The organism is Paenibacillus sp. JJ1722 (assembly GCF_048282685.1).
Classification (GTDB): Bacteria; Bacillota; Bacilli; order Paenibacillales; family Paenibacillaceae; genus Paenibacillus; species Paenibacillus polymyxa_B.
Genome location: NZ_CP182500.1, coordinates 3,968,875 through 3,993,957 on the forward strand (window position 1 = coordinate 3,968,875; position 25,083 = coordinate 3,993,957).

Sequence of the window (25,083 nt, forward strand, 5' to 3'; positions counted from 1 at the left end):
ACGCATTAGTTGCTTAGGACCGGCATGGATTCGGATGTGAAATTGATCGTTTCCAGCATTCTTAGCAAAGCGCGTACTGTATCCAGTGAGGTCATGCAGACGATGCCATTCTCAACCGCTTCACGGCGGATACGGAATCCATCACGCTCTGGCGTTTTGCCTTTGGTCAGCGTATTGAAGACAAAGTTGGCTTCACCCGTACGGATCATATCCAGGATGTTCGGGTTACCTTCGCTCAGCTTGTTGATCGTGTTCACCGGAATATTGGCCTGCTTCATAGCAACCGCCGTTCCACCTGTTGCAATAATTTTATAGCCCAGTCTGTAAAAGCCCTGCATCAACTCGACAGCTTCTTCTTTGTCCTTATCTGCCACTGTAATGATGATTGCTCCAGTGGATGGAATTTTCATGCCAGCCCCCACAAGTCCTTTGTACAGTGCTTTGGCATACTGAATATCGCGTCCCATGACTTCACCTGTCGATTTCATTTCTGGGCCCAGCGTCGGCTCTACACGGCGCAGTTTGGCAAAGGAGAATACCGGAACCTTAACCGAGACATAATTACTTTCAGGCCAAAGGCCTTCTGAATAACCTGCATCTTTAAGCTTACCGCCCAAAATAGCCTGTGTAGCCAGATTCGCCATCGGGATATTCGTTACTTTACTCAAGAAAGGAACCGTCCGCGAGGAGCGAGGATTAACCTCGATCACGTACACCTGGTCTTGATGAATGACAAACTGGATATTTACCAGACCGATCGTTTTTAATTCTTTGGCGATACTGATTGTAATTTCCACAATTTTTTGTTTCAGCTCGGCAGACAAGTGCTGTGGTGGATACACCGCGATCGAGTCACCTGAGTGAACCCCGGCCCGTTCTACATGCTCCATAATGCCTGGTACCAATACTGTCTCGCCGTCGCAGATGGCGTCGACCTCAACTTCTTTACCCAGCATATAACGGTCGATGAGCACCGGATGCTCTGGATTGATTTTAACCGCTTCTTCCATGTACCGCAGCAATTCCGTATCTGAGTACACGATTTCCATAGCGCGCCCGCCCAGAACGTAGGATGGACGTACCAGGACCGGATAGCCTAGCGCCTGTGCGGTTCCTACTGCTTCATCTACCGATGTGACCGTGTTGCCTTTAGGCTGTGCGATAGCCAGACGAGACAAAAGTTGCTCGAACTTTTTCCGGTCTTCCGCTTCATCGATACTTTCCAGACTCGTACCCAAAATATTCACGCCTGCCGCACTCAGCGGAGCTGCGAGATTAATGGCCGTTTGACCACCGAACTGGACGATAACCCCACTCGGTTTTTCCTGCTCGATGACATTCATTACATCTTCGAAGAAGAGCGGTTCAAAGTAGAGGCGATCGGATGTGTTAAAGTCCGTAGATACCGTCTCCGGGTTGTTATTGATAATCACTGCTTCGTAGCCTGCTTTTTGAATAGCCCATACCGCATGTACGGTGGAGTAATCAAATTCAATCCCTTGCCCGATCCGAATCGGTCCGGAGCCGAGTACGATAACTTTCTCTTTGTTAGATGGAATCACTTCATTTTCCACCTCGTAAGAGGAGTAGTAGTACGGAGTTGTGGCTTCAAACTCGGCTGCGCACGTATCTACCATTTTGTAGACCGGACGCAGGTTTTGAGCTAGACGGAATTCACGTACCTCACGCTCGGTTGTCATACTGTCGTTTTGGCCCATACTGCGAATCTCGGCGATAGAGCGGTCGGTAAAACCTTTACGTTTGGCCTGATAGAGTGTTTCGTAGGTCAGCTCAGACTCTCCAGCGATGATGGCTTCGAACTTGACGATTCCCTCTACCTTATCGAGGAACCACCAGTCAATTTTCGTCAAATCTTGAATCTCCTGCTGCTGCCAGCCGCGACGGAACGCCTCGGCTACCAAGAACAAACGCTCATCATCTGCTTTAATCAGGCGATCCTTGAGCACGTCATCAGACAGCTGTTCGGCTCCCTTAAGATGCAGACGGTTTACACCGATTTCCAACGACCGTACCGCTTTATGGATGGACTCTTCGAATGTGCGTCCGATGGCCATGACTTCACCCGTTGCTTTCATTTGCGTGCCCAGCTTGCGGTTGGCAGAAATGAATTTGTCAAATGGCCAGCGTGGTATTTTGCTCACGATGTAATCCAGTGTTGGCTCAAAGCAAGCATACGTTTGTCCCGTTACCGGATTCACAATTTCATCCAACGTGTAGCCCAGTGCAATTTTGGCAGCCATTTTAGCAATCGGATATCCGGTTGCCTTGGAAGCCAGCGCCGAGGAGCGGCTTACGCGTGGGTTTACTTCAATTACATAGTATTGATAGCTGTGCGGATCAAGCGCAAACTGTACATTGCAGCCGCCTTCGATATTGAGGGCGCGGATAATTTTCAGAGAAGCGGAGCGCAGCATCTGGTATTCGCGATCTGACAGCGTCTGACTCGGAGCTACGACGATACTGTCACCAGTATGCACGCCGACTGGATCAAAGTTCTCCATATTACAAACAACGATGCAGTTATCATTGCCGTCACGCATGACCTCATACTCGACTTCCTTCATACCTGCGATACTTTTTTCCACCAAACATTGTCCGATTGGACTGTATCTCAAGCCAGAGCTGACGGTTTCACGCAGTTCTTCTTCTGTAGAGCAGATACCACCGCCTGTTCCCCCTAGCGTATAAGCAGGGCGAACGATAATTGGATAACCGATTTCGTTAGCAAATTCTAACGATTCCTCTAAGGTTGTTACAATTACACTCTCCGGTACAGGCTGCTCCAACTCGCGCATCAAATCACGGAACAGATCACGATCTTCGGCTTGTTCTATCGAATTCAGTTGAGTTCCCAGCAGCTTGACGTTTTCACGCTCCAGCACTCCGGCGCGAGCCAGTTCCACTGCCATATTCAGACCTGTCTGTCCTCCCAGCGTAGGAAGCAGACCATCTGGACGCTCTTGACGGATAATCTGTGTTACAAAATCAAGTGTGATCGGCTCGATGTATACTTTGTCTGCCATGTTGGTGTCTGTCATGATGGTTGCCGGATTACTGTTGATCAGCACTACCTCGACGCCTTCTTCTTTGAGCGCTTGACAAGCTTGTGTACCAGCGTAATCAAATTCTGCTGCCTGACCAATAACGATCGGACCGGAACCGATCACAAGTATTTTTTTAAGTTCTGTATTTTTCGGCATATTAGCGCTCTCCTCTCACTGCGGCGGCGATAGCAGCCTGACGCGGTTGCTTTGGATGATTTCTTTTGTGCTCACGGATCATGTCCAGAAAGCGGTCAAACAGGTAGCCATTGTCGTAAGGTCCTGGCGCAGCCTCTGGATGATATTGAACCGAAAAAGCGGGATACTTGGTATGTTTAAGACCTTCAATCGTTTTATCGTTGTTATTAATATGCGTCACTTCAAGCTCAGTTCCTTGGATCGAATCCTCATTCACCGTGTAGCCGTGATTTTGTGATGTGATAAAGCAACGTCCGCTCTCCAGTTCTTTCACCGGGTGGTTACCACCGCGATGTCCGAATTTCAGCTTCTCCGTATCCGCCCCCGAAGCTAAAGCGAACAACTGGTGTCCCAAGCAAATTCCGAAAATCGGGTATTCCCCTAACAGTTCAGCTACCGTACGAACGGCATGGGGTACGTCTTTTGGATCTCCAGGGCCGTTAGACAGCTGGATACCGTCCGGGTCCAAGCGACGAATTTCCTCAGCCGTCGTATCATGTGGAACGACAACCACATCGCAGTCCCGTTTATTCAGTTCGCGCAAAATTCCGCTTTTTGCACCGTAGTCAATCAGTACGATCCGCTCTCCGTTGCCAGGACTGCTGTACGGATGAGGTGTGGAAGTCATAGGAACCTGATTACGCAATTCTTCAATGGTGAGGTCAGACATCATTTCTTTCAGTTCTTCCAGCGGCTGGGAACCAGTCGTCAAAATGCCCTTCATCGTGCCGTGATGGCGAATAATCCGGGTAAGCATGCGGGTGTCGATGTCGCTAATGCCAATGATGCCATATTCCTTCAGCAAATCGCCCACGCTGTATTGAGCACGCCAGTTGCTTGGCGCCGGCTCGTAATGTCGAACAGCAAAGCCGTGGACATAAGGCCGTACCGATTCAAAGTCATCCCGAGTAATTCCGTAATTGCCAATCAGCGGGTAAGTCATCGTTACGATTTGTCCGCAGTAAGAGGGATCAGTAAGCACCTCTTGATAGCCTGTAATCCCTGTGTTGAAAACGACCTCGCCTGTTTTATCACCTTCCGCACCAAATGATGTGCCTGTAAACAGCGTGCCGTCCTGAAGTAACAATCTTGCCTGCATCCCGTCTCACTCCTCTATATTGTTTCCTGCTATAAGGTTCTATTTTTTTAGTGGTTTCTATTTATTTTGCTTCGTCAGCAGACCATACCAGTTTGCCATCTACCCAAGTTTTCACAGGCCAGCCTTTGAGCTTCCAGCCTGTAAAAGGAGTGTTGCGTCCTTTGCTGGCAAACGTTTGCGGATCAACTGCCTGCTCCTGCTCCAGATCAATCATGGTCAGGTCAGCTGGAGCCCCTTCTTCCAGGCGTCCCGTATCAAGGCGGAAGACACGCGCTGGATCAGCAGTCATACGACGCACTAGAAAGTCCAGCGTCCACTGTCCGGTAGCTACGAATTTTGTGTACAACAGCGGGAAGGCCGTCTCGAATCCAACGATTCCGAATGGCGCCAGCTCCATACCTCTTGCCTTCTCTTCCTCACTGTGCGCTGCATGGTCGGTTACGACGATGTCAATCGTACCGTCTTCCAGTCCCTCGATGCATGCCTGCACATCACGTGGGGAGCGGAGCGGAGGATTCATTTTCCAGTTCGCATCCAGCCCAGGGATGTCCTCATCTGACAATACCAAGTGGTGTGGGCATACCTCAGCCGTTACCTTGATGCCAAAAGATTTCGCGTGGCGGATTAACCGCACTGACTGCTCCGTGCTGACATGGCATACATGATAGTGTGCCCCGGTTGCCTCGGATAGTAAAATGTCTCGTCCGACGTGAATGGCTTCGGATTCGTTCGGAATGCCTTTAAGTCCGTGGCGCTTGGCAAATTCTCCGTCCGTCACCGCCGCTCCTTCAACAAGCGTGTTATCCTCACAGTGTGCAATAACCGGCATATCCAATGCTTTGGCCCGCGCCATGGCATCCTTCATCATTTGCGCGCTTTGCACCCCGACACCATCGTCAGTAAAGCCAATTGCACCTGCTGCCTTGAGCGCTTCAAAATCTGTCAGCTCACGACCCAGTTCGTTTTTCGTAATGGCTGCGTAAGGAAGAACCTTGGCAAGCCCGGCTTCCTGTCCCTTTTTCAATACCAGCTGGACTGTGTCCACATTGTCAGTCACTGGACGTGTGTTTGGCATGCAGGCAATCGTCGTAAATCCGCCTTTCACCGCCGCACGGCTGCCCGTTTCAATCGTTTCTTTATATTCAAAGCCAGGTTCTCTCAGATGCACATGCATGTCGATTAAACCGGGGATGACCAGTTTTCCCTGGGCGTCGATTTTTTCAACTTCGCGCTCCTGCTCAGATGCCCCTTCTTCTATAAGTAGGCTGACTCCAGCATCTGCATTTGCGATAGCCAAAATTTTTCCGTCGGCGATTAGGATGGATTTCAATTCAGCCTCGCCCTGCTCGTTCAATACGCTTGCATTCATTATTAATTGTTTCATCTGAAATATTCCTCCGCTCAGTTTTCTGCAACTTTTTCCTACGATCCAATTGACAGCTTCTACAGCTTCATTGCCCGTTCCATAACCGCCATGCGGATCGGAACTCCGTTTGCCATTTGCGGAAAAATTCGCGATTGTTCGCTTTCCACAACTGCACTATCAATTTCCACATTCCGATTCACTGGAGCTGGATGCATGATAATCGTTCCGGGCTTCAGGTTCGCTGCTCTTTTTTCTGTCAAACCGTACTGCTCTCGGTACTCATCCGCTGAGCGCAACATCCCTTCAGCATGCCGTTCCAGCTGTACCCGAAGCATCATGACCACGTCCGCCTGTAGTGCCTCTTGCATCGGAACATAAGGCGCGTACGCCGCAAGATCAGGTGCTTGCATATTATCAGGAGCGCAGAAGCTAACCTTGGCTCCGAATTTTTGCAAGGCCCACAGATTCGAGCGAGCGACACGGCTGTGCAGAATGTCTCCTATGATGGATACTCTCAAGCCTTTAAGCTCACCGAAAGTTTTGCGCATGGTGTACAGGTCCAGCAGAGCCTGCGTTGGATGCTCATTGTTGCCGTCCCCCGCATTAACCAGTGGGACACTGACCTTCTCGGCGAGCTCTTGCAGCACCCCGGCTGGCTTTAACCGAATGACTCCTGCATCAATGCCCATGGATTCGAGCGTACGTACTGTATCGTAAATGGACTCCCCTTTTTCCACACTGGAAGCCGCAGCGGAAAAGTTCAAAACCTGAGCGCCCAGCCGCTTCTCTGCCATTTCAAAAGAAAAGCGGGTGCGAGTGCTGTTTTCAAAAAACATGTTGGCCGCAAAGCGTGATTGCAGTACTGGAACTAGTTTTTCTGGTTGAGACTCCCAATAATGAGCGCGATCCAGAATGGACTCGATTTCATTTCGGCTAAGTTCCTTTAACCCGAGCAGGCTACGTTCTTTAAGTTGACTGGCTGTTGTGATCATAGCTGTTCCCCCCGGTTCTGAATGATTGTCACTTCGTCCTTACCGTCCGTCTCTTGAAGGGCTACTACGATTTCCTCAGATTTGGAGGTCGGGATGTTCTTGCCGATGTAATCCGGACGAATCGGAAGCTCACGATGTCCGCGATCCGCTAGCACTGCCAGCTGAATCATTTGCGGTCGTCCGCAGTGCATCAATGCATCCATCGCCGCGCGGATGGTGCGGCCTGTATACAGCACATCGTCAAAGAGAATGACTTTCTTATCATGAACCGATACGTCAGCAGGATTCATCAAAAGCTCTTTTCCATTTCCTTTAGCTTCGGCTACGCTGCTCCGGTCATCCCGGTAGGCTGTAACATCCAGCTCTCCCCATGGAATTGGTGCGCCTTCAATCTCAGCAATTTTTTCAGCCAGACGTTGCGCCAGATGAACTCCACGTGTTCGAATACCTACTAGCACACAATCGTCAATACCTTTGTTTTTCTCCAAAATTTCATGTGCAATCCGTGTCAATGCCCGACGAATCGCAATTTCATCCATCAGTACATGTGTTTCATTACTCATGCTTCCAGCCTCCTCAGGTGATGTTCCCTTCAGACCTGGTCCCGTGTTCGGATACAAAAAAGACTCCTTGCCCAAGTTTGGCAAGGAGTCTCGTGTGAACAGTCTTCTACTGTTCTCCGATCTCTCGGACACACTGAAGACATACCGCCGCAGCGGATGCACTGATCAGTGATCCATTCACGTTACCTTGCCAGCCTCACGGGACTGATTTAAAGGTGCTATTCAGGATTTCCTTTGTCCTGCTTCTCATAGTGTGAGATGGTTAGCCATCTCTTGGACAAAGTTCATCGCAACTACGAGAAGTATGACAGATTGAAAATCGTGTGTCAACACCCGTTCAACCGGAACCACCGGAAGCACTCTAATAATTATACAACTTCATTGTATAATTATCCATAGTTGTTTTTACCCATACCTTATCCCACAATAAAAAAACCGCCATTTAGGCGGTTTAACTTAATAATTTATTCAGGTTTGTGAATAGGAATGCAAATTGTCATTGTTTTAGCGACTACGCAAGGATGCTAACACATCCTCCATATCAGGAGGGATCGGTCTGTTGAATTCCATGTACTCTCCAGTGGATGGATGCTTAAAACCCAGTACCGCCGCATGCAGCGCCTGACCATCCATACGAACCCCTTTGCTGCGTCCATACATAGGGTCGCCAACCAATGGGTGTCCAATAAATTTCATGTGAACACGAATTTGGTGTGTGCGTCCTGTTTCCAATTGAAGTTCAAGCAGGGTATAATCCCCCAACCGTTCAATGACGAGAAAATGGGTGACTGCATGCTTGCTGTTACGTTCCGTCACTGTGAACAATTTGCGATCACCCGAATCGCGGCCAATCGGAGCATCTACCGTTCCCTGATCGTGGCTCAAATGACCGTGAACTAAGGCTATATATTTCCGAGTCACACTATGGTCCTTAAGCTGTGCTGCAAGTGATGCGTGAGCCTGATCATTTTTAGCCGCCATCAGCAGTCCTGATGTATCCTTATCAATACGGTGAACAATACCAGGACGTAATTCCCCATTGATGCCGGAAAGATCGTGGCAGTGGTACATCAGTGCGTTAACCAATGTTCCCGAAGAGTGTCCCGGTGCAGGATGCACGACCAGACCACGTTGCTTGTTAATAACAATAACGTCCGAATCCTCGTAAACGACATCCAACGGAATATTTTCCGGTACAATATCTACACTTTCTGGCTCCGGTACCGATAATACAATACGATCTCCTTCAGCCAGCTTGTAGTTCGCCTTGATCGCCGTACCGTTCACCAACACCCGACCATTTCCGATCCACAGCTGTATCTGAGAACGAGACACTTCCTTCATTTCTTCGGCGATATATTTGTCTATACGTGTTTTGGCATCCACGGAATCCGCTGTCCATTCCAGAGATTCACTCTCCAGTTCGTCTTCATAAGACAGACCTGCGGCTTCGCCATTTTCATTCACTTCGCTCATGCTATGACTTCCCTTCAATGCTATCATTGCCATTTCCTTTTTCCCGACGCGATTCCAGCAATGTATCCAAAATAATCAGTGCTACACCGATGACAATCGCCGAATCTGCCACATTAAAAATCGGGAACGTATAGCTTCCAAAATTGAATTGCGCAAAATCAACCACTTCACCTGAAATAGCCCGATCCAAAAAGTTACCGACTGCTCCCCCCAGCACCAAACTTAGCGCAACAGGAAGTAGCTTTTGTCCAGCCTTGACTGTTTTTCGCAGGTACCAGACGATACCGATCACCACTACAATTGTAATCACGATAAAAAGCCAACGTTGACCTTCCAAAATCCCAAAAGCGGCTCCACGATTACGATGGGAGGTGATTAAAAAGAAATTGCCGATGACTGGTATTTGCTCGTACAATTCCATCCGCGTAGCCACCAAATATTTTACTCCCTGATCAATCAAAAAAATAATTAGCGCAATACCAAAATAAATCACAGTCCTTCGTCACTCCGATCCGCTTATATCCGTTGTTGAACCCATTTATTGTAGCATAAGCGTTCTCAGATCGTCCACGAAACCCGCAAGCTATCAAGCACAGATCATCCATAAAATGAACTCCTTCGCATTTGATTAGAATTTCCTATGTAAAAGAGGTCTTCCCGGTGCAAACTACAAGGAGCATACTCGACACAACGCATGCGCATGTAAACCTAGAACAAGGAGAGGATTTCATGTCCCCATTGACGGAGCAACAATTGCAGGGCTTGCGTAACGAACTGCTGGAACGCAAAAAAGAAATTGAGCATCGTTTGCAGGACAACGGCCATTACGGACTCGGCGATTCCCAACGCGATCAAACCGGCGAGCTTTCTCCTATTGATAACCACCCAGGAGATCTGGCTACCGAAACCTACGAGCGAGCCAAGGATATTTCCTTACTGGAGCACGACGAATTCCAATTAGAACGCATCGAATCAGCTCTGATGGCCATGGAAAAGGGGACGTATGGCATTTGTGCCGCCAGCGGTAAACCCATTCCCTATGAGCGCCTACTGGCTGTTCCCTATACCATTTACTGTAAAGAGTACAGTCCCGAAACAGAAGTGTCTAACCGCCGCCCAGTGGAGGAAGAATTTCTCGCTCCCTCGTTCGGCAGAACAAGTCTGGATGAGCGTGATGATCAAAACGGCTTCGACGGTGAAGATGCATGGCAGATCGTCGAAAATTGGGGTACCTCTAACACACCAGCCATGGCCGAAAGTAGAGAAATCCACAGTTATGATGATATGGAAATTGAAGCAGGCGACGATAATATGGGCTTCGTAGAACCATACGAAAGCTTTGTTGCTACTGACATTTATGGACAAAATGTTTCCGTTATTCGTAGTTCCATTTATCAGCGTTATATCGAAGATGGCGAGGGCGAAGGTCTACTGGAGCCGGATACGCACGAAGACGAATCGTGAACTTCAAAGTGGAGATCGCTGCCTAATAGGTAGTAAGCTCCAATTGTCGTTGTACAATTCGTACAATATCAGCGATATAATCACCGATAATCGGCAAATTCAACGCTCCGAGCACTTGCAGCACATAAATAATGGTAGCGGCAAAAAAAGTAAAACCTAGCGCGATGCCGATTCCCCTGGAAACGCCTGATATTAGATTTAGCCAAAGTAATCGCCAAGGCTTGTTCAGCAGCAAAGCATAATCTGCAATACGTGTCCGTTCCATCTGCTCTGACACAGCACGTATCAGCTTTTCAACACGACTTAATTGCTCTGCCTGATTACCTGTTTTGCTTTTATCTGCGGCTACGGCTGCTCCTTCTCCGTTCATCTCTCGGAGACTTCTCCCCTGTCTACGCCTTGATCGTGCCGTCATATGCACAATCCCCCTTTTCCCATGGCTGCCCTGAACGCAGCAAACGAGCCGAAGCACGTAACGGAGAAAAACCGTTTCCGATGCTTAGGCTCGTTTTTATATGCTGCCTGTTATTGTATTATGGGACAGGGGGCTTGTAATTATTCTCCAATATGAACGCCGATGGTTTTACCGTTCACATCCACATGTTCTGCCGGTTCGGCTTGACCAAATGTCACAGTAGTAACCAATACGTTCTCACGCAACACAGAATCGAAGCTTTCGATGGCCTGACGCAGCTCGTTATCTACATCCAACGTCAACGCCACATACTTTTCAATCGGCAGATCCAGTTTTTTACGATAATCCTGTACCGCACGAACCACTTCACGTACCCAACCCTCTTGCTCCAGCTCTGGCGTAATGTCTGTGTTCAACGCTACCGTTAAGCCATAACCGGAAGCAGAAGCGAAGCCTTCTTTCGCTTTTTTCTCCACCAGCAGTTCTTCGGCCGTAACTTGCAGCTCTTCACCTTCTGGAGAAGCGACGTTTAACACTCCTTTTTCTAAAACAGAACGGGTATCCTCAGCAGACATTCCTTTGAAAAAGTTTTGTAGGAAACCGACATTTTTGCCGTATTTCTTGCCTGCTACTTTCAAATTCAGTTTCAGTGTAAAATCTACAAAGCCGCTATCGTCCGTCTCAACATGAATATGCTTCACGTTAATCTCATCTTTGATGATTTCCTCATAGCCACTCAGTTCAAAGTCCTGATCCATGGACAGAATCAACTCGGACAACGGTTGACGCGTTTTCAAACCCGTTTCGTTGCGGACGTTACGCGCCAATTCAACGACACGGCGTGCCGTTTCCATATCTCGTTCCAGTTCCAAATCGATCAAGGACTCATTGGCAGTCGGATAATCATCCAGATGAACACTTTCCCCGTTGCTTAGGTTGAGGTAAATATCCTCTGCAAGCAGTGGTGTAAACGGCGCAAGCAGTTTGGCAGTCGTTAACAACACTTCGGTCAGTGTACGGTATGCATCCAGCTTATCTTCTGTAAGACCATTGCCCCAGAATCGGTCGCGTGAACGACGGATATACCAGTTGCTCAGCTCATCAATAAACGATTCAATTGCTTTAGATGAGTTCAGGAAGTCATTTACAGCCAGCGCTTTGTCCACTACCAAAATGAGGCTGTTCAGACGGGACAAAATCCAACGATCCAACTTATGAGCCGATGGTTTGAACGGATGCTGTGCCGGATCAAATCCGTCGATATCCGCATACAAAGTCAGAAAAGCGTGTGTATTTACAAGCGTATCCACCAGCTTCGATTTAGCCTCACCTACAATGCCTTTGGAAAAACGTTTGCTATTCCATGGTGCACTATCAGACAGCAATGCCCAGCGGAAAGCATCTGTACCGTACTCGTCAATCACTTCCCACGGATCAATAACATTACCCTTGGATTTAGACATTTTCTGCCCCTGCTCATCCAGTACATGGCCTGTCGCCATGACAGCTTTATAAGGAGCTTTGCCAGTCAGCATAGTCGAAACCGCAAGCAAGCTATAGAACCAGCCACGAGTCTGGTCAATCCCTTCACAGATCATATCTGCCGGAAATTGCTGCTCGAACGTTTCATTATTTTCAAAAGGATAATGATGCTGTGCAAACGGCATGGAGCCACTATCGAACCATACGTCGATTACTTCCGGTGTACGAGTCATTTCGTATTTACCGCATTGGCTACGAACCTTAATATCATCTACATATGGTTTGTGCAGCTCGATGTCCGCTGGTACATCGCCAATCGCACGTTCCCTCAATTCAGCAATACTATGCGGAGCGAACTGTTCTCCAGTTTCCTCACAAACCCAGATGTTTAGTGGTGTACCCCAATAGCGATCGCGACTGATGTTCCAATCCACCAGTTCCTCCAAAAACTTGCCAAAACGTCCTTCACGTATATGCCCCGGGTACCATTCGACTTCGCTGTTGTTGGCAATCAATTGATCCTTGATCGCAGTTGTTTTGATAAACCAGCTGTCCATAGCATAGTACAATAATGGAGTATCGCAGCGCCAGCAGAACGGATAGCTATGCTCGTATTTTTCCTTGCTGTACAGCAAACCTTTTTCGGACAGCATTTTAACAATATCTACATCACAGTCTTTCACAAAACGGCCTGCAAAATCAGTGATTTCCTCTACATAGTTACCTTGAAGATCCACCACGTTGATGAATTCAACACCATTTTCACGACATACCCGGTAATCATCCTCACCATGCGCTGGAGCCATATGAACGATACCTGTACCACTGGAGTCTGTTACGAACTTCGCACCCAGAATCTGATTACCCTTCTCAACCTGAAAATACGTAAATGGCGGGGTATACGTTTGGCCAACCAGTTCTGAACCGGATAGTGTGCCAATCACTTCATGATCGCCTTTAATTACGTCCTCAACCAGATTTTTAGCAACGATGTATACACCGTCTTCCTGCTTCACACGTGCATATTCCAGTTCAGGGTTGACGGCGAGCGCCACGTGACTCGGCAAGGTCCAAGGTGTTGTCGTCCAAGCCAGTACATATTCACCACTGCTATGCAGCTTGAATTTCGCCGTGGCACTCAGATCCTTCACATCTTTGTAGCCCTGCGCTACTTCATGAGAACTTAGCGTCGTCTGACAATCCGGGCAATACGGACTCACACGATGACCACGATACAACAGATCTTTTTCATGAATTGTCGCCAAAATGTTCCATACGCTCTCGATGTAGTTATTATCCAAAGTAATGTACGGGTTATCGAGGTCTGTCCAGTATCCGATCGCTTCGGTTAGATCACGCCATTGTTGCTCATACTCAAACACGCTTGCCTTACATTTCTTAATAAACTTTTCAACGCCATATTCTTCAATTTCAGGCTTGTGGGAGATTCCCAGTTGCTTTTGTACACCCAATTCTACTGGCAAGCCATGCGTGTCCCAGCCTGCCTTACGTACGACGCGGTATCCCTTCATTGTCTGATAGCGGCCTACAAAATCCTTAATTACACGTCCCAGCACGTGACCGATATGCGGTTTACCGTTAGCTGTTGGTGGGCCCTCATAAAATACAAAATTTGGCTTTCCTTCACGATTTGTGATGGATTTACGGAATGTGTCCTCTTGTTTCCATTTGCTCAGGATGCGCAGGTCACGGGACCGTGCTTTTTCTTTAACATCCACTCTGTTCATACTGTCATACTCCCTCTCTGCTCATCATTGATTTCCCTAGCATTTCCTAAAAAAAGCAACAAAAAAAGCCCCATCCCTGTAAAGGGACGAGACTGTGCTCGCGTTACCACCCTGATTCCGTAAAAACAGACCATTCTAAAAATACAGTCTCATCACGGCTCTCTGAGCCCCACTCAACTACAGCAGGGCGCCATTATAACGCATGGCAAACGGTGATTGCTTACACACGCCATAAAAAATCTTAAGCGCTTCAGCTCACTTCTCCGGGAGGATCTTCGGTCATGTTCTGAACGTTGGCTTGCACCGGAAGGCCAACTCTCTGAGGGACAAATCATGACGTACTCGTTCCCATCAACGAATTAAACATGTTAAATTCATCGAATATTAAATCAGCAACATCGTTGCCTTGAATAACAACCATCAGCCGACGGACGGATAATCATTGAATTCAGTATAGTATTTACAGTTATAGCCTGTTTAAAGATAAAAGTCAACCCTAACAAAGCCTAATAAAAGCTTGTCAGAAATGAAATTAGTAAATTTCTTTCATCTCACGCTCGCGCTCCAGTACTTCGCGTTCCCGGTTTTCAAGGGCTTCCCAGCCGTCTTGGCTTAACAAGTCAAGCTGTGCTTCCACCAGTGTACGAAACCGTGCTCGGTAAATTGATGCCTGCTTCTTCAGTTCTTCAACCTCCAACGCGATCTTGCGGGATTTAGACAATGCTTCGTTCACAATACGGTCCGCATTTTTTTCCGCTTCCTTCACGATCAGTTGGGATTCTTTCTTGGCGTTGTTACGAACTTCATCAGCCGCTTCCTGCGCCACGATAATCGTCTTACTCAGCGTATCCTCAATCGTCGCGAAATGATCGAGCTTCTCCTGTACGTTCAACAACTCGGTGCTCAGTTCTTTATTTTCACGAATAACGCCCTCGTAATCTTTGATCACCTGATCCAAAAATTCATTAACCTGATCCTCATCATAACCGCGAAGCCGGCGGGCAAATTCCTTGTTATGTATATCCAATGGCGTTAATGGCATGCCGTCCACCTCCTATAAGATTGACAAAAAATATATTTTCCGCGTCACGACGCTCACTATCATCTATCGGTCATCATACCCCGTTTTGTGAATACTGTACAGAGCAAAATCGTTCCAGTTCTTCGCTATAGCTTAATTCTTTCGACAGAAAGCTCGTGATTCCTGCCTACAGCTATACAAACTTACCAATTTTGACACGGAATCTTCCCTTTTTTGTCATCCCGTCTGTTTCAAGCACTTTGAAACGCCCAAAACCCTGCATGGAAATAACGTCCCCAGCTTTAAGTGAAGTGGATGGATTCTCCTCCACCTTCCAATTTACCCGGCACCGTCCCGCCCGAATCGGTGTTAATATTTTACTGCGGCTTAGCTTGTACACATCGCTGGCAATACCGTCCAGTCGTAAAGAAGCGACAGTCAGATCTAGCGCCTCTAATACAACTTCCTTCGTTCGCAGACTCGCTACAGGCAACAGTTCTGTCCATACATGGACACGATGTACCTGCTGCAAATGCATCGTCATAAAATCGACAATCTCTGAAGCTACCAATACATGGCACCCATCATCTAGTACATGAATGTCCCCGATTTTCCCACGTTTGATTCCAAGTCCCAGTAGGGCACCTAGATAATCACCGTGTTCAAGAGTACCTACTTTATGATCGTCAGATGTGATGGAAAGGACCTGAATCCCCATCTCCTCACCGTCCAAATACGAATAATCGGGCGCAATAAGCGCCCGCTTTCGTTCTGAAGCCATATATCCGCCATCTACCCTAATCGTGACCTTGTCTTCCTTCGAAGCAAGTGTCTCCAATATGTACTGTTGGCGCGGGTCCAAAAAATCAGTCAGCTTCTGCTCATGATAAGCTCCCGCATGACTGATCCATTCGGAAGCGCGATCCACATAATCCCGTTCATCCGGGTGAAAATGCTCATAAATCTCAGTTCGCATAACTCCTCCTAGACGAAATTACCAATTAAAGAAATCAAACCGTATGACGCAAAACGCAGAGCAATCAGCGCAACGATGGGTGAAATATCAATCATCCCGAAGATTGGCGGTATAAACCTGCGAAAAGGAGACAAATACGGCTCCACAAACTTGGCAAGTAAATCGCCAATTACACTCTCTCTGGCATTAGGAAGCCATGACAGCAGAACATATGCAATGATCATGTACGAATAAATCTGAAATAGCCAGTAAATTACCTCGATCAAGAAAAGTTCACCTCATTCTGTTAAGTTCTTGTTCAGTGTCAGCCAGTATTTCCGTAATAGAGCCTTGAATCTCAACCGTGTCTGGTGTACACAGAAAAATATTGTTCCCGACCTTGGAAATACCACCACCCAGTGCATACACAGTACCACTCAAAAAATCAATAATGCGCAGCGCCTGATCCTTGCGAATTCGTTGCAAATTAACTACGACGGTGCGATGGGAACGGATATGGTCGGCAATTTCCTGTGCTTCATCATAAGAACGCGGCTCATACAGGACAACTTTCACATTTTTCTGTGAATGGATGCTGACAACATTAGTGCTCTTCTGGTTCTTACGTTTATCAAAGCTTGGGGTTTCAATTTCTTGATCTTCCGGCGTATTCATAACCTCTCGCTCTATAACTTCCTCTTCTTCCTGAAGCCCCAGAAAGTTCATGAACTTATTCATTACGCCCAATGGAAATCCTCCTCTCGTCCGACCAATACGGAACCAAGCCGCAGCCAGGTCGCTCCCTCTTCAACCGCCACTTCAAAATCATTGGACATCCCCATAGACAAGTGAGCGATGGGTTCTCTGGTCAAGGCTTGTCCATTTAACCTATCCCGTAATTCACGTAATCCCCGAAACACAGGCCGAGTTTTTTCCGGGTCTTGCTCATGAGGAGCCATCGTCATCAAGCCAATCACGTCCACATGCTCCAACTCGCGAATTTGTTCCAAAAAGGGGACAACCGCCTCAGAGGACAAGCCATATTTGGATATTTCCCCAGAAATATTGACTTGCACAAAAGCTTTAACTCGCAGTCCCAGAGCGGCTGCCTTCTTGTCCAATTCCTGAGCGAGCGATAAGCGGTCAAGCGAATGTATAAATTTAAATTTTCCAATCACATCTTTAACCTTATTCGTTTGGAGATGACCAATAAAATGCCACGTTCCCCGGTCACCCAACTTGCTCCATTTATCCGCAGCATCCTGCCAGCGATTTTCGCCCACATGCTCTAAGTCGCTATCCAGTACCGATGTCATTGTCGCCGCCGAAACATATTTCGTGACAGCGATCACATTAACTTCATCACACGAACGTCCGCTTCGGGCACATGCCGCTTCTACACGGGCATTCACTTCTTTAATTCGTTCCTCCAAAGACACGGGAGGACTCACCTCTCTTCCAGACCAATCCAACTCGCCATTCTTCCTGTGACGCCGCCTTCTTTGCGATATGAAAAAAACAAATCGCTACGGCTACTCGTGCATAAGGTAGTACATTCGATATGGCTCGGCAATATTCCTGCTTTCATCATAATGTGTCGATTGCATTGTTTCAAGTCAAGTAGTGTTTTTCCGTCGGTTAAGGGGAAGTAAACAGAACCTTCCCATTTATCATTACCCGGGCAATCATGCTCCAAAACCCGAATTTGGCTCATCACATGCTCATCCACCTCATAGGATTCAGAACCAATGGAAGGACCAATAGCTGCTAGTATATCAGACGGCTGAGATCCATATTCGTTTTGCATGGTCTGTACCATTTTCAATGCGATTTCCGCAACGGTTCCCTTCCAGCCTGCATGCGCCAACCCAATCACACGGCGGACTGGATCACAAAAATATAATGGTACACAGTCTGCATAAAAGGACGTCAGCAAAATGCCAGGTACATTCGTCAAAAGTCCATCTGTGTCCTGAAAAGCGGATGCACGATCCATAAAGCCCCGCCCGCGATCAGCAGCCTTGACCACGGCAACATGATGACCATGAACCTGTTCACCGCACGTCCACGCTTCAGCAGCAAAGCCAAGCTGCTCAGCAATGAGCCGACGGTTACGAATAACTTGCTCGGGGTCATCCCCTACATGGAACGCACAGTTCAGACTAGCGTAGGGCACCTCACTGACACCGCCATGACGACCTGTAAAACCCGCTGTTAATCCCTGAACCTGCCGCTCCCAAGATTGAATATATAACAACTCCGGTACGGGACGTCCGCCATCTTGCATAAGCGCAGCCCCCGTAGCCTCGGTGTTCACTACAAATGGTTCCATTCATTCTCACCTCTACTGCCCAGTGTACCAAAAAGCCGCCGCCGTGTCTTCACAACACACTAAAATACGTAGATCTGCAAGTTCAGAAGCCCCGTCGGTCACTCCGCTCTTGACGTTCGATATACAACTTTTCCTCACCTTCACCCGACGGCTCATGCAATCCTTCCAGTCGTACAAGCACAACATCCGAACCAATTTTCACAATGTTGCGCCACGGAATGACCAACTCGCTTCCGCCTCCAAACCAGCCCATAAAACGACTGCTGCCTGGAACCACAATGGCTTCAATTTTCCCCTGCCGCACGTCAATCTCCAAATCACTGATTTGTCCCAGACGTCGTCCATCTACAATGTTAATGACATCCTTGGTTTGAAACTCGGAAATTTTCATTGCTCTTACTGACGTTTCTGGTGCACTCACACGCATCACATCCTTTATTTCACTATATGAGCGGAAGAGCCCAAAAAATGTCCTGTAAACGCAAAAACGATCCGGGTAGGATCGTTTTTATCGCTGAATCATTCAAGCATTCATTTCATTAGGACTTTACATGTTTTTGCATTTGCTGTATAGCCGACTTCTCTAATCTTGAAACCTGGGCTTGAGAGATACCGATTTCGTCGGCAACCTCCATTTGCGTCTTTCCTTCATAAAAACGCATAGACAATATCATCTTTTCACGCTGGCCCAGGCGATGCATCGCTTCCCGCAGAGCGATTTCCTCAATCCATGAGACGTCTTTATTTCTGTCATCACTGATCTGATCCATCACATAGATTGGGTCGCCCCCGTCGTGATATATCGGCTCGAACAGCGAAACCGGATCCTGAATCGCATCCAACGCGAACACAACGTCTTCTTTGGGCACATTCAATGCCTCTGAAATTTCAAAAATCGTTGGTTCTCGCGAGTTCAGATTCGTCAGACTGTCCCGCACCTGAAGCGCCTTATATGCAATATCCCGTAACGAACGAGATACACGGATCGGATTGTTATCCCGCAAATAACGGCGGATCTCTCCGATAATCATCGGCACCGCATAAGTGGAGAACTTTACGTTTTGCGAAAGGTCAAAATTATCAATCGCCTTCATTAGGCCGATACATCCTACCTGGAACAAATCGTCCACAAACTCTCCCCGATTGTTAAATCGTTGAATCACACTCAGGACGAGTCGGAGATTGCCGTTGACCAATTTTTCTCTGGCTGATCGTTCATTATTTTGCTGAAGTGATGTGAACAACTCGCGCATTTCTGCATTGGTTAATACCGGCAGTTTGGCGGTATCCACACCGCAAATTTCCACTTTATTTCGGGTCATCGTGTCTTACCTCCCAAGGAGCAACATTAATGTACATTATCTCCTGAGGGCATTTTTTTATTCGCCGTTTCCATCGCTTCCGGATATACCCATGCATTATACCATTTTATTAAATTCTTTTCGTAAGCGCTTTATAATTCGCTTTTCCAGACGCGAAATATACGATTGCGAGATACCCAACAGGTCAGCAACATCCTTCTGTGTCTTCTCTTCTCCGTCTTGTAAGCCGAAGCGCAGCTCCATAATCAAACGCTCTCGATCCGTCAACTTATCCAGTGCCTTATGCAATAATTTACGGTCCACCTGCTCCTCAATATTACGGTAAATGGTATCATTTTCCGTCCCCATCACATCGGAAAGCAATAATTCATTACCGTCCCAATCAATATTCAGAGGCTCATCAAAAGAAACTTCCGTTCTCGTTTTACTATTGCGACGCAAATACATCAAAATCTCATTCTCAATGCATCGAGACGCATATGTCGCAAGTTTGATTTTCTTCTCTGGATCAAAAGTGTTAACTGCTTTGATTAGTCCAATAGCACCAATGGATACGAGATCCTCAATGTTGATTCCCGTATTCTCAAATTTACGGGCAATATATACGACTAACCGCAAATTTCTTTCGATTAGCATCGACCGTACTGCTGCATCTCCAGAAGAAAGTTTCCCCAGCAAATATTCTTCTTCGTCTCTCGTCAGCGGTGGGGGGAGCGCCTCGCTGCCGCCAATATAATAAATTTCTTCACTTTTCAGCCCAAATAAAAATAAAATACGATAATATTGCAATTGCAACGCTAGCCTAATTTTCATCTTCAATTTCATCTGTTCCCACATATCATTCTCCCCCTTTTGAAAATAGTGCAATTCCAGCTGTGCTCCGCCCATTTCACCATTGGATATTTCTCGTCGCCTTCAAACATCATTTTGTGTTTATGCTCGTCATCCTGATTCCGTAAAATGCTCACTAAAATGTGCATCTCGTTTCTGGTTGGTATCAGCACTGCCCTCTTCTTGTGCCGTCACATCCGGGTGGATGATGGCACGATACTTACCCTCTGCTGACAATGTTCCCCCATCCAAGCCAATCAACACTCGATGATGTACAAAATGAGCCCCATTCATCACCACCTCTACTCGGTCTGGTTTGAGGGCGAGCATAAAGGAATGACTGCGGTTAATTCCACGATAGGGGACGAGACGAACACGATCCTGCCAGCTAAACGATTCGTCCCCCAGTTCCATCACCAGTTGGTCAGCATTACCCTCAGAACATTTTCGAAGCCAGGAGGCGGGCAAATACGATTCCCACAAGGCCGCCTCCATGACCATCACCGGGGTTCGGGTCAAAGGATCATAGAGCTGGTTACCTGTATCCAACAAGCCTGTACACTCAATATGATCCTGCCCAATCCACACCTGCACTTGTCCCAGAAACCCACTCATCCTTTCTGTGCGCTGCTTTGAGGACTGCACAATACGAAAGAAAAGCATCACTCCGCCAAATGCGCATAAAATAAACCAGAATGCGATTTTCAGTTCAAAAGACATTCCTCCCGAAGCGGTGTACCAGATACCATTAAACAATTCCCCCGTATTTTGGAGAAAATAATGCATCCCCAAAATGCCACCTGCAGCTACAAAATTGATCATGTAAAAAGCACCCATTGTACGAAGATACTTTTGCATGCTGCCAAATCCAAAAGCCACCAGCAGCATTATGACCGATAATGCCAGTTTGATCAGGAACGTAAATAAAAAGGTCAGTTCCGGCACAAACATCATGACCACGTACATTGCGCCGATTCCAGCTGAAGCCATCAACCTCCACCACACCGGACGAATTTTTCTCATCCAGGCGGTGACCATCAGCAGCACAGCATCAATGAACAAATTGGCCAAAAAAATCAAGTCGATATAAACAACCAAGACTTCACCCGCCCAGCGTTTGCAGGATAGGCTTAAGTATAGTAGTCATGCTGTTCAAAGTCTGTCTAACGGTGGGGACGGTGACCGACTAATTTTGTCGGAAAGAGGAGAAGCGCCTGAACTGCAGGATGCGGAAAACAGAAAGAAGCCCGCATCTCCAAGGAGAATGCGGGCAGTCTGAATTAAAACTAGTTATCGTTATTATTATTGCGCGAACGGTTACGTAAGAATGTAGGAATGTCTAATTGGTCACTGCTTTGAGTGTTACCAAATGGACGCAAGTTAGGAGAGCCTTTTTCCGCCGATTCGGAAGTAGCCGGGTTGGCTGCCGGTTTACGTCCCGGTGCCGGTTGACTTGGCTTGCCTTCAAAGCCAGTGGCAATGACGGTAACCTTGATCTCTTCTTTCAACTCTTCGTCAATGATAGCACCGAAAATCATGTTTACTTCCGGATCGGAAGCCGATGTTACAATTTCAGCCGCCTCATTAACCTCATACAGAGACAGGTTGTTGCCACCAGTGATGTTCATAATCACACCACGAGCACCTTCAATGGATGTCTCCAACAACGGGCTCATGATAGCCTTGCGTGCTGCTTCAGCCGCACGATTTTCACCAGTTGCTTCGCCAATCCCCATCAAAGCGGAGCCACGCTCCGTCATGATCGTCTTAACGTCAGCAAAGTCGAGGTTGATTAGACCCGGTACAGCGATCAAATCTGAAATACCTTGTACCGCCTGACGCAGAACATTGTCTGCTTCACGGAATGCTTCCAACATTGGGGTTTTCTTATCCACAATTTCAAGCAAACGGTCATTCGGGATTACTATCAAAGTGTCTACTTTTTCTTTTAATCCCTCAATACCAAGTTCAGCTTGATTGGAACGCTTACGCCCTTCAAACGTGAATGGTCGGGTTACCACGCCCACAGTCAGCGCGCCGCATTCCTTGGCAATTTCAGCAATGACAGGAGCCGCTCCGGTTCCAGTACCTCCACCCATTCCCGCCGTTACGAATACCATATCCGCACCTTTGAGCGTATTCATAATGAGCTCACGCGATTCTTCAGCCGCTTTTTTACCCACATCGGGGTTAGCACCGGCACCCAGACCGCGGGTCAGCTTATCCCCAATTTGAAGCTTATGCTCAGACTTCGCTAAATGAAGTGCCTGGGCATCTGTATTGACTGTGATGAACTCCACACCCTGAACACCATTTTCGATCATTCGGTTAACCGCATTGCTGCCGCCGCCTCCGACGCCGATCACTTTAATTTGAGCCAAGCTCTCCATTTCAAAATCAAATTCCAACATACTATTCCATCTCCCCCTCAATGTGCATGGATGGCCCGTCCATGATTGGCATAATTAGCAATGAACGTTATATAAATTCACTGAACATATTTTTTAAGCGTTCAATCAACCCCTGCTTTTGCTCGCCTTCCGCAGCGGGACTACTGCTTTTGGTTCGGTTAGTCGGCTTCTTGGTACTTCCGCCACTGTTGCTAACGCTAGTCGATCTTCCGCGATAGTAACGAATAGCATTATGCAAGATTCCAACTCCGCTCGTGTAACCCGGATCCCTTACACCGATAAAATCAGGTACGGCGATCCTTACGGAAGCGGCCAGTTCGCTTTGTGCCACCTGAAGTACACCAGGCATGGAGACGGTGCCTCCGGTAAGTATATAACCTCCCGGAAGCTCTGTGTAACCCAAGCGCTTAACTTCCGCCTGAATGAGTTGAAAAATTTCCTGCACTCTCGGCTCAATAATAGCAGCCAAATCCTGCTGGTTGAACTCCTTATCCACGTTACTGCCGATACGCGTCACTTTAAAGACGACATCGGCTGCCGCATCATCATACCATGCGCAGCCGTACTTAAGCTTTACTTTTTCGGCTTGATCGGTAAGGGTTCTCAGTCCGTAGGCAATATCATTGGTTACAAATTCTCCACCAATCGGAAGTGTAGATGTGGCAACAATCGTTCCTTCCTGGAAAATGGCAACATTCGTAGAACCTGCACCAATATCCACCAGCACCGAACCCATCACCTTTTCATCCTTCGAAAGAGACAATTGTCCGGCTCCAAGAGGCAGCAAGACCAGATCTTTAATCCTCAAGCCGGCTTTCTCAACGCAGCGCAACAGATTATGTATCGGGGTCTTGCCTCCAGTAACAATCGTAGCCTCTACTTCGAGACGAACTCCAATCATACCGCGAGGGTCCTGAATGCCTTCAAGGCCATCCACGACATACTGCTTGGCTACCACGTCAATAATTTCTCTCTCCGGTGGTACGGCAATAACCTCAGCTGCCTTCAGTACACGCTCAATGTCCTCCTCACCGATTTCACGGTCCTCGTTGGACACGGCTACTACGCCATGACTATTTTGCAGGCCAATATGATTGCCTGAAATCCCCACATACACTTCTGTTATTTGAATACCAACCATGCGTTCTGCGTGATCCACGGCGTTACGGATTGATTGCACGGTTTGATCAATGTCTACAATTGCACCTTTGCGAATCCCTTCCGAGTCGGCAGATCCAACTCCAATAATATTAAAGGTTCCATTATTCATTTCCCCAATAATAGCCCGAACTTTGGATGTACCGATGTCCAAACTAACAATGATGTCATTGTTGCTCAAGTCTGTGGCACCTCCTGACTCCAAAATGAATTTCGTTCTTTAAACACACTCTGTACATATTCAACAAACTCCATGCTTTCCCTCTTTTTTCTACAAATTTTTTAGAAGCCAATTTATGGTTGCAGTCACATAAAAATTTGAAGAAAAAAGAAGGAGGCAAGTCTATTACCCATAAAATCAATTCTAGCATTTTTTCACATCACTGAGTAGTATCTTTTTCTTGGCCCTCTTCACTCGTATCCGGTTTGAACGGAACGTAGGAATCCGCCTCCAACATGGTGATCAAACCTGGATCTTCTGTTTCTAGCACCTGGTTCAAATAGCTGATTTTAGAATTCAGTAGAGAAACGGTTGTAATAACCTCAAACTGGGAACGTGTGTACATTTTGATGCGGTCCGGAAAAGAAGGAATCGGCGCGGGAATAATCTCCGAAATATCGGCTGTCCATTCCCCCGGAATGCGCGATAAAGCATCACACAGCTTCGCTTTGTACGGATCATCAGATTTCCATTTGGTCAAAATAGGCTTCTCAACGGCTATTCCGCTACTCCCCACGCCCACGCTTGTCCCGTTCGCTAGAATAGCACGAAGGCTCCCGTCACTCTGCAACTCGTAAGCGACCGTAGCAAACTCTTTAATGTGAATAGCAATAATCCCCGGAAACTGCTTGTCCACTGTGACTTGCTGTATCGATTGAATTTCCCGCAGTTTCTCAGAGATGTCGGATGAACTGACTCCGAAATACTGATCTCCAACAGCCAGACCGCTTCGATTAAGAAGCTGATCTCGGGTCGAAAATACATTACCATCAAAACGAATTTCAGAAACCCGACTCAACGAAGAACGGAAAAAGAGAACAGCGAGCAGTACGATAAACAACAAAATGAGAAGAATAGCAATCTTCCGGCTTGTACTTTTTTTCGTTCTGTTCTTTTTAAGAACAGGTATTTGAGCATTTGGCATAGCTTCTCTCCACAAAAGCCTTTTGTCCCCCCGTTAACGGAGG

At 47.3% G+C, this 25,083-nt stretch carries 23 protein-coding genes and 1 other annotated feature; of the genes, 1 reads left to right on the forward strand and 22 read right to left on the reverse strand.

The annotated features are described in order from the left end of the window. Nucleotides 1-5: 5 nt before the first annotated feature. From carB to lspA, 7 genes are all read right to left on the reverse strand, one after another. Complete coding sequence (gene carB / locus ACM1ND_RS17565; protein WP_418026391.1) at nucleotides 6-3,221, reverse strand: carbamoyl-phosphate synthase large subunit; 3,216 nt, start codon at nucleotides 3,219-3,221, stop codon at nucleotides 6-8. A 1-nt stretch (nucleotide 3,222) separates the two neighbouring features. Further along, nucleotides 3,223-4,359: a glutamine-hydrolyzing carbamoyl-phosphate synthase small subunit gene (carA, locus tag ACM1ND_RS17570; RefSeq protein ID WP_025718621.1), complete on the reverse strand. Its 1,137-nt coding sequence runs from the start codon at nucleotides 4,357-4,359 to the stop codon at nucleotides 3,223-3,225. Nucleotides 4,360-4,420: 61 nt separating this feature from the next. Then, on the reverse strand, nucleotides 4,421-5,743 hold the full coding sequence (locus tag ACM1ND_RS17575) for a dihydroorotase (protein ID WP_028540490.1): 1,323 nt from the start codon (nucleotides 5,741-5,743) through the stop codon (nucleotides 4,421-4,423). A gap of 59 nt (nucleotides 5,744-5,802) precedes the next feature. Continuing rightward, nucleotides 5,803-6,717, reverse strand: coding sequence for an aspartate carbamoyltransferase catalytic subunit (locus tag ACM1ND_RS17580; RefSeq protein WP_023989427.1), 915 nt, complete (start codon nucleotides 6,715-6,717; stop codon nucleotides 5,803-5,805). Then, nucleotides 6,714-7,280 (reverse strand): bifunctional pyr operon transcriptional regulator/uracil phosphoribosyltransferase PyrR, encoded by a 567-nt coding sequence (gene pyrR, locus ACM1ND_RS17585; protein ID WP_043882258.1) that lies wholly within the window; start codon nucleotides 7,278-7,280, stop codon nucleotides 6,714-6,716. The genes ACM1ND_RS17580 and pyrR overlap by 4 nt, the downstream gene beginning before the upstream one ends. A gap of 504 nt (nucleotides 7,281-7,784) precedes the next feature. After that, nucleotides 7,785-8,756 (reverse strand): RluA family pseudouridine synthase, encoded by a 972-nt coding sequence (locus tag ACM1ND_RS17590; RefSeq protein WP_023989429.1) that lies wholly within the window; start codon nucleotides 8,754-8,756, stop codon nucleotides 7,785-7,787. Nucleotide 8,757: 1 nt separating this feature from the next. Further along, on the reverse strand, nucleotides 8,758-9,249 hold the full coding sequence (lspA, locus tag ACM1ND_RS17595) for a signal peptidase II (RefSeq protein WP_023989430.1): 492 nt from the start codon (nucleotides 9,247-9,249) through the stop codon (nucleotides 8,758-8,760). A gap of 236 nt (nucleotides 9,250-9,485) precedes the next feature. On the opposite strand from lspA, the gene ACM1ND_RS17600 reads away from it, so the two are divergent. Then, nucleotides 9,486-10,220: a TraR/DksA C4-type zinc finger protein gene (locus tag ACM1ND_RS17600; RefSeq protein WP_023989431.1), complete on the forward strand. Its 735-nt coding sequence runs from the start codon at nucleotides 9,486-9,488 to the stop codon at nucleotides 10,218-10,220. A gap of 22 nt (nucleotides 10,221-10,242) precedes the next feature. On the opposite strand, the gene ACM1ND_RS17605 is transcribed toward ACM1ND_RS17600, so the two are convergent. The 15 genes from ACM1ND_RS17605 to ACM1ND_RS17675 all read right to left on the reverse strand — a co-directional run bounded on the left by ACM1ND_RS17605 (nucleotide 10,243) and on the right by ACM1ND_RS17675 (nucleotide 25,040). Next, entirely contained in the window at nucleotides 10,243-10,635 is a 393-nt protein-coding gene (locus ACM1ND_RS17605; protein ID WP_226887732.1) for a DUF5665 domain-containing protein, read from the reverse strand. A gap of 140 nt (nucleotides 10,636-10,775) precedes the next feature. Beyond that, nucleotides 10,776-13,865, reverse strand: coding sequence for an isoleucine--tRNA ligase (gene ileS, locus ACM1ND_RS17610; protein ID WP_279834770.1), 3,090 nt, complete (start codon nucleotides 13,863-13,865; stop codon nucleotides 10,776-10,778). Nucleotides 13,866-13,944: 79 nt separating this feature from the next. Then, nucleotides 13,945-14,229, reverse strand: a binding site (T-box leader). Nucleotides 14,230-14,397: 168 nt separating this feature from the next. Continuing rightward, nucleotides 14,398-14,907, reverse strand: coding sequence for a DivIVA domain-containing protein (locus ACM1ND_RS17615; protein ID WP_023989434.1), 510 nt, complete (start codon nucleotides 14,905-14,907; stop codon nucleotides 14,398-14,400). A 172-nt stretch (nucleotides 14,908-15,079) separates the two neighbouring features. Beyond that, complete coding sequence (locus ACM1ND_RS17620; RefSeq protein ID WP_418026393.1) at nucleotides 15,080-15,862, reverse strand: RNA-binding protein; 783 nt, start codon at nucleotides 15,860-15,862, stop codon at nucleotides 15,080-15,082. A gap of 8 nt (nucleotides 15,863-15,870) precedes the next feature. Then, entirely contained in the window at nucleotides 15,871-16,128 is a 258-nt protein-coding gene (locus ACM1ND_RS17625) for a YggT family protein (protein ID WP_023989436.1), read from the reverse strand. A gap of 7 nt (nucleotides 16,129-16,135) precedes the next feature. Continuing rightward, on the reverse strand, nucleotides 16,136-16,588 hold the full coding sequence (locus ACM1ND_RS17630; RefSeq protein ID WP_023989437.1) for a cell division protein SepF: 453 nt from the start codon (nucleotides 16,586-16,588) through the stop codon (nucleotides 16,136-16,138). Beyond that, nucleotides 16,579-17,280, reverse strand: a complete 702-nt coding sequence (locus tag ACM1ND_RS17635) for a YggS family pyridoxal phosphate-dependent enzyme (protein ID WP_103744839.1) — start codon at nucleotides 17,278-17,280, stop codon at nucleotides 16,579-16,581. Before ACM1ND_RS17635 ends, ACM1ND_RS17630 begins: the two co-directional genes overlap by 10 nt. Before the next feature lie 8 nt (nucleotides 17,281-17,288). Then, nucleotides 17,289-18,173, reverse strand: coding sequence for a peptidoglycan editing factor PgeF (pgeF, locus tag ACM1ND_RS17640; protein ID WP_418026395.1), 885 nt, complete (start codon nucleotides 18,171-18,173; stop codon nucleotides 17,289-17,291). 82 nt (nucleotides 18,174-18,255) lie between these two features. After that, the gene (locus ACM1ND_RS17645; protein ID WP_028540485.1) at nucleotides 18,256-18,594 is read right to left on the reverse strand and encodes a YlmC/YmxH family sporulation protein; all 339 of its coding nucleotides are present in this window, start codon (nucleotides 18,592-18,594) and stop codon (nucleotides 18,256-18,258) included. A gap of 118 nt (nucleotides 18,595-18,712) precedes the next feature. Further along, on the reverse strand, nucleotides 18,713-19,495 hold the full coding sequence (gene sigG / locus ACM1ND_RS17650; RefSeq protein ID WP_007431182.1) for an RNA polymerase sporulation sigma factor SigG: 783 nt from the start codon (nucleotides 19,493-19,495) through the stop codon (nucleotides 18,713-18,715). A gap of 96 nt (nucleotides 19,496-19,591) precedes the next feature. Beyond that, nucleotides 19,592-20,332 carry an RNA polymerase sporulation sigma factor SigE gene (sigE, locus tag ACM1ND_RS17655; protein WP_175405300.1) on the reverse strand — a complete coding sequence of 247 codons (741 nt, stop codon included), beginning with the start codon at nucleotides 20,330-20,332 and terminating at the stop codon, nucleotides 19,592-19,594. Between the two features lie 105 nt (nucleotides 20,333-20,437). Continuing rightward, complete coding sequence (spoIIGA, locus tag ACM1ND_RS17660) at nucleotides 20,438-21,424, reverse strand: sigma-E processing peptidase SpoIIGA (RefSeq protein WP_418026396.1); 987 nt, start codon at nucleotides 21,422-21,424, stop codon at nucleotides 20,438-20,440. A 188-nt stretch (nucleotides 21,425-21,612) separates the two neighbouring features. Next, nucleotides 21,613-22,737, reverse strand: coding sequence for a cell division protein FtsZ (ftsZ, locus tag ACM1ND_RS17665; protein ID WP_013311084.1), 1,125 nt, complete (start codon nucleotides 22,735-22,737; stop codon nucleotides 21,613-21,615). Between the two features lie 67 nt (nucleotides 22,738-22,804). Beyond that, complete coding sequence (ftsA, locus tag ACM1ND_RS17670; RefSeq protein ID WP_013311085.1) at nucleotides 22,805-24,076, reverse strand: cell division protein FtsA; 1,272 nt, start codon at nucleotides 24,074-24,076, stop codon at nucleotides 22,805-22,807. 199 nt (nucleotides 24,077-24,275) lie between these two features. Beyond that, nucleotides 24,276-25,040 (reverse strand): cell division protein FtsQ/DivIB, encoded by a 765-nt coding sequence (locus tag ACM1ND_RS17675; RefSeq protein WP_023989444.1) that lies wholly within the window; start codon nucleotides 25,038-25,040, stop codon nucleotides 24,276-24,278. Nucleotides 25,041-25,083 lie beyond the last annotated feature (43 nt).

What these genes read in the sequence shown, in the direction of transcription:
- sigE (WP_175405300.1), bottom strand. Translation starts at nt 20,332, where the DNA reads ATGTGGGAACAGATGAAATTGAAGATGAAAATTAGGCTAGCGTTGCAA.
- pyrR (WP_043882258.1), bottom strand. Translation starts at nt 7,280, where the DNA reads ATGAGTAATGAAACACATGTACTGATGGATGAAATTGCGATTCGTCGG.
- sigG (WP_007431182.1), bottom strand. Translation starts at nt 19,495, where the DNA reads ATGACCCGAAATAAAGTGGAAATTTGCGGTGTGGATACCGCCAAACTG.
- ftsZ (WP_013311084.1), bottom strand. Translation starts at nt 22,737, where the DNA reads ATGTTGGAATTTGATTTTGAAATGGAGAGCTTGGCTCAAATTAAAGTG.
- ACM1ND_RS17675 (WP_023989444.1), bottom strand. Translation starts at nt 25,040, where the DNA reads ATGCCAAATGCTCAAATACCTGTTCTTAAAAAGAACAGAACGAAAAAA.
- pgeF (WP_418026395.1), bottom strand. Translation starts at nt 18,173, where the DNA reads ATGGAACCATTTGTAGTGAACACCGAGGCTACGGGGGCTGCGCTTATG.
- carB (WP_418026391.1), bottom strand. Translation starts at nt 3,221, where the DNA reads ATGCCGAAAAATACAGAACTTAAAAAAATACTTGTGATCGGTTCCGGT.
- ACM1ND_RS17615 (WP_023989434.1), bottom strand. Translation starts at nt 14,907, where the DNA reads ATGCCATTAACGCCATTGGATATACATAACAAGGAATTTGCCCGCCGG.
- ileS (WP_279834770.1), bottom strand. Translation starts at nt 13,865, where the DNA reads ATGAACAGAGTGGATGTTAAAGAAAAAGCACGGTCCCGTGACCTGCGC.
- ACM1ND_RS17590 (WP_023989429.1), bottom strand. Translation starts at nt 8,756, where the DNA reads ATGAGCGAAGTGAATGAAAATGGCGAAGCCGCAGGTCTGTCTTATGAA.
- carA (WP_025718621.1), bottom strand. Translation starts at nt 4,359, where the DNA reads ATGCAGGCAAGATTGTTACTTCAGGACGGCACGCTGTTTACAGGCACA.
- ACM1ND_RS17575 (WP_028540490.1), bottom strand. Translation starts at nt 5,743, where the DNA reads ATGAAACAATTAATAATGAATGCAAGCGTATTGAACGAGCAGGGCGAG.
- ACM1ND_RS17620 (WP_418026393.1), bottom strand. Translation starts at nt 15,862, where the DNA reads ATGCGAACTGAGATTTATGAGCATTTTCACCCGGATGAACGGGATTAT.
- ACM1ND_RS17605 (WP_226887732.1), bottom strand. Translation starts at nt 10,635, where the DNA reads ATGACGGCACGATCAAGGCGTAGACAGGGGAGAAGTCTCCGAGAGATG.
- ACM1ND_RS17580 (WP_023989427.1), bottom strand. Translation starts at nt 6,717, where the DNA reads ATGATCACAACAGCCAGTCAACTTAAAGAACGTAGCCTGCTCGGGTTA.
- ACM1ND_RS17600 (WP_023989431.1), top strand. Translation starts at nt 9,486, where the DNA reads ATGTCCCCATTGACGGAGCAACAATTGCAGGGCTTGCGTAACGAACTG.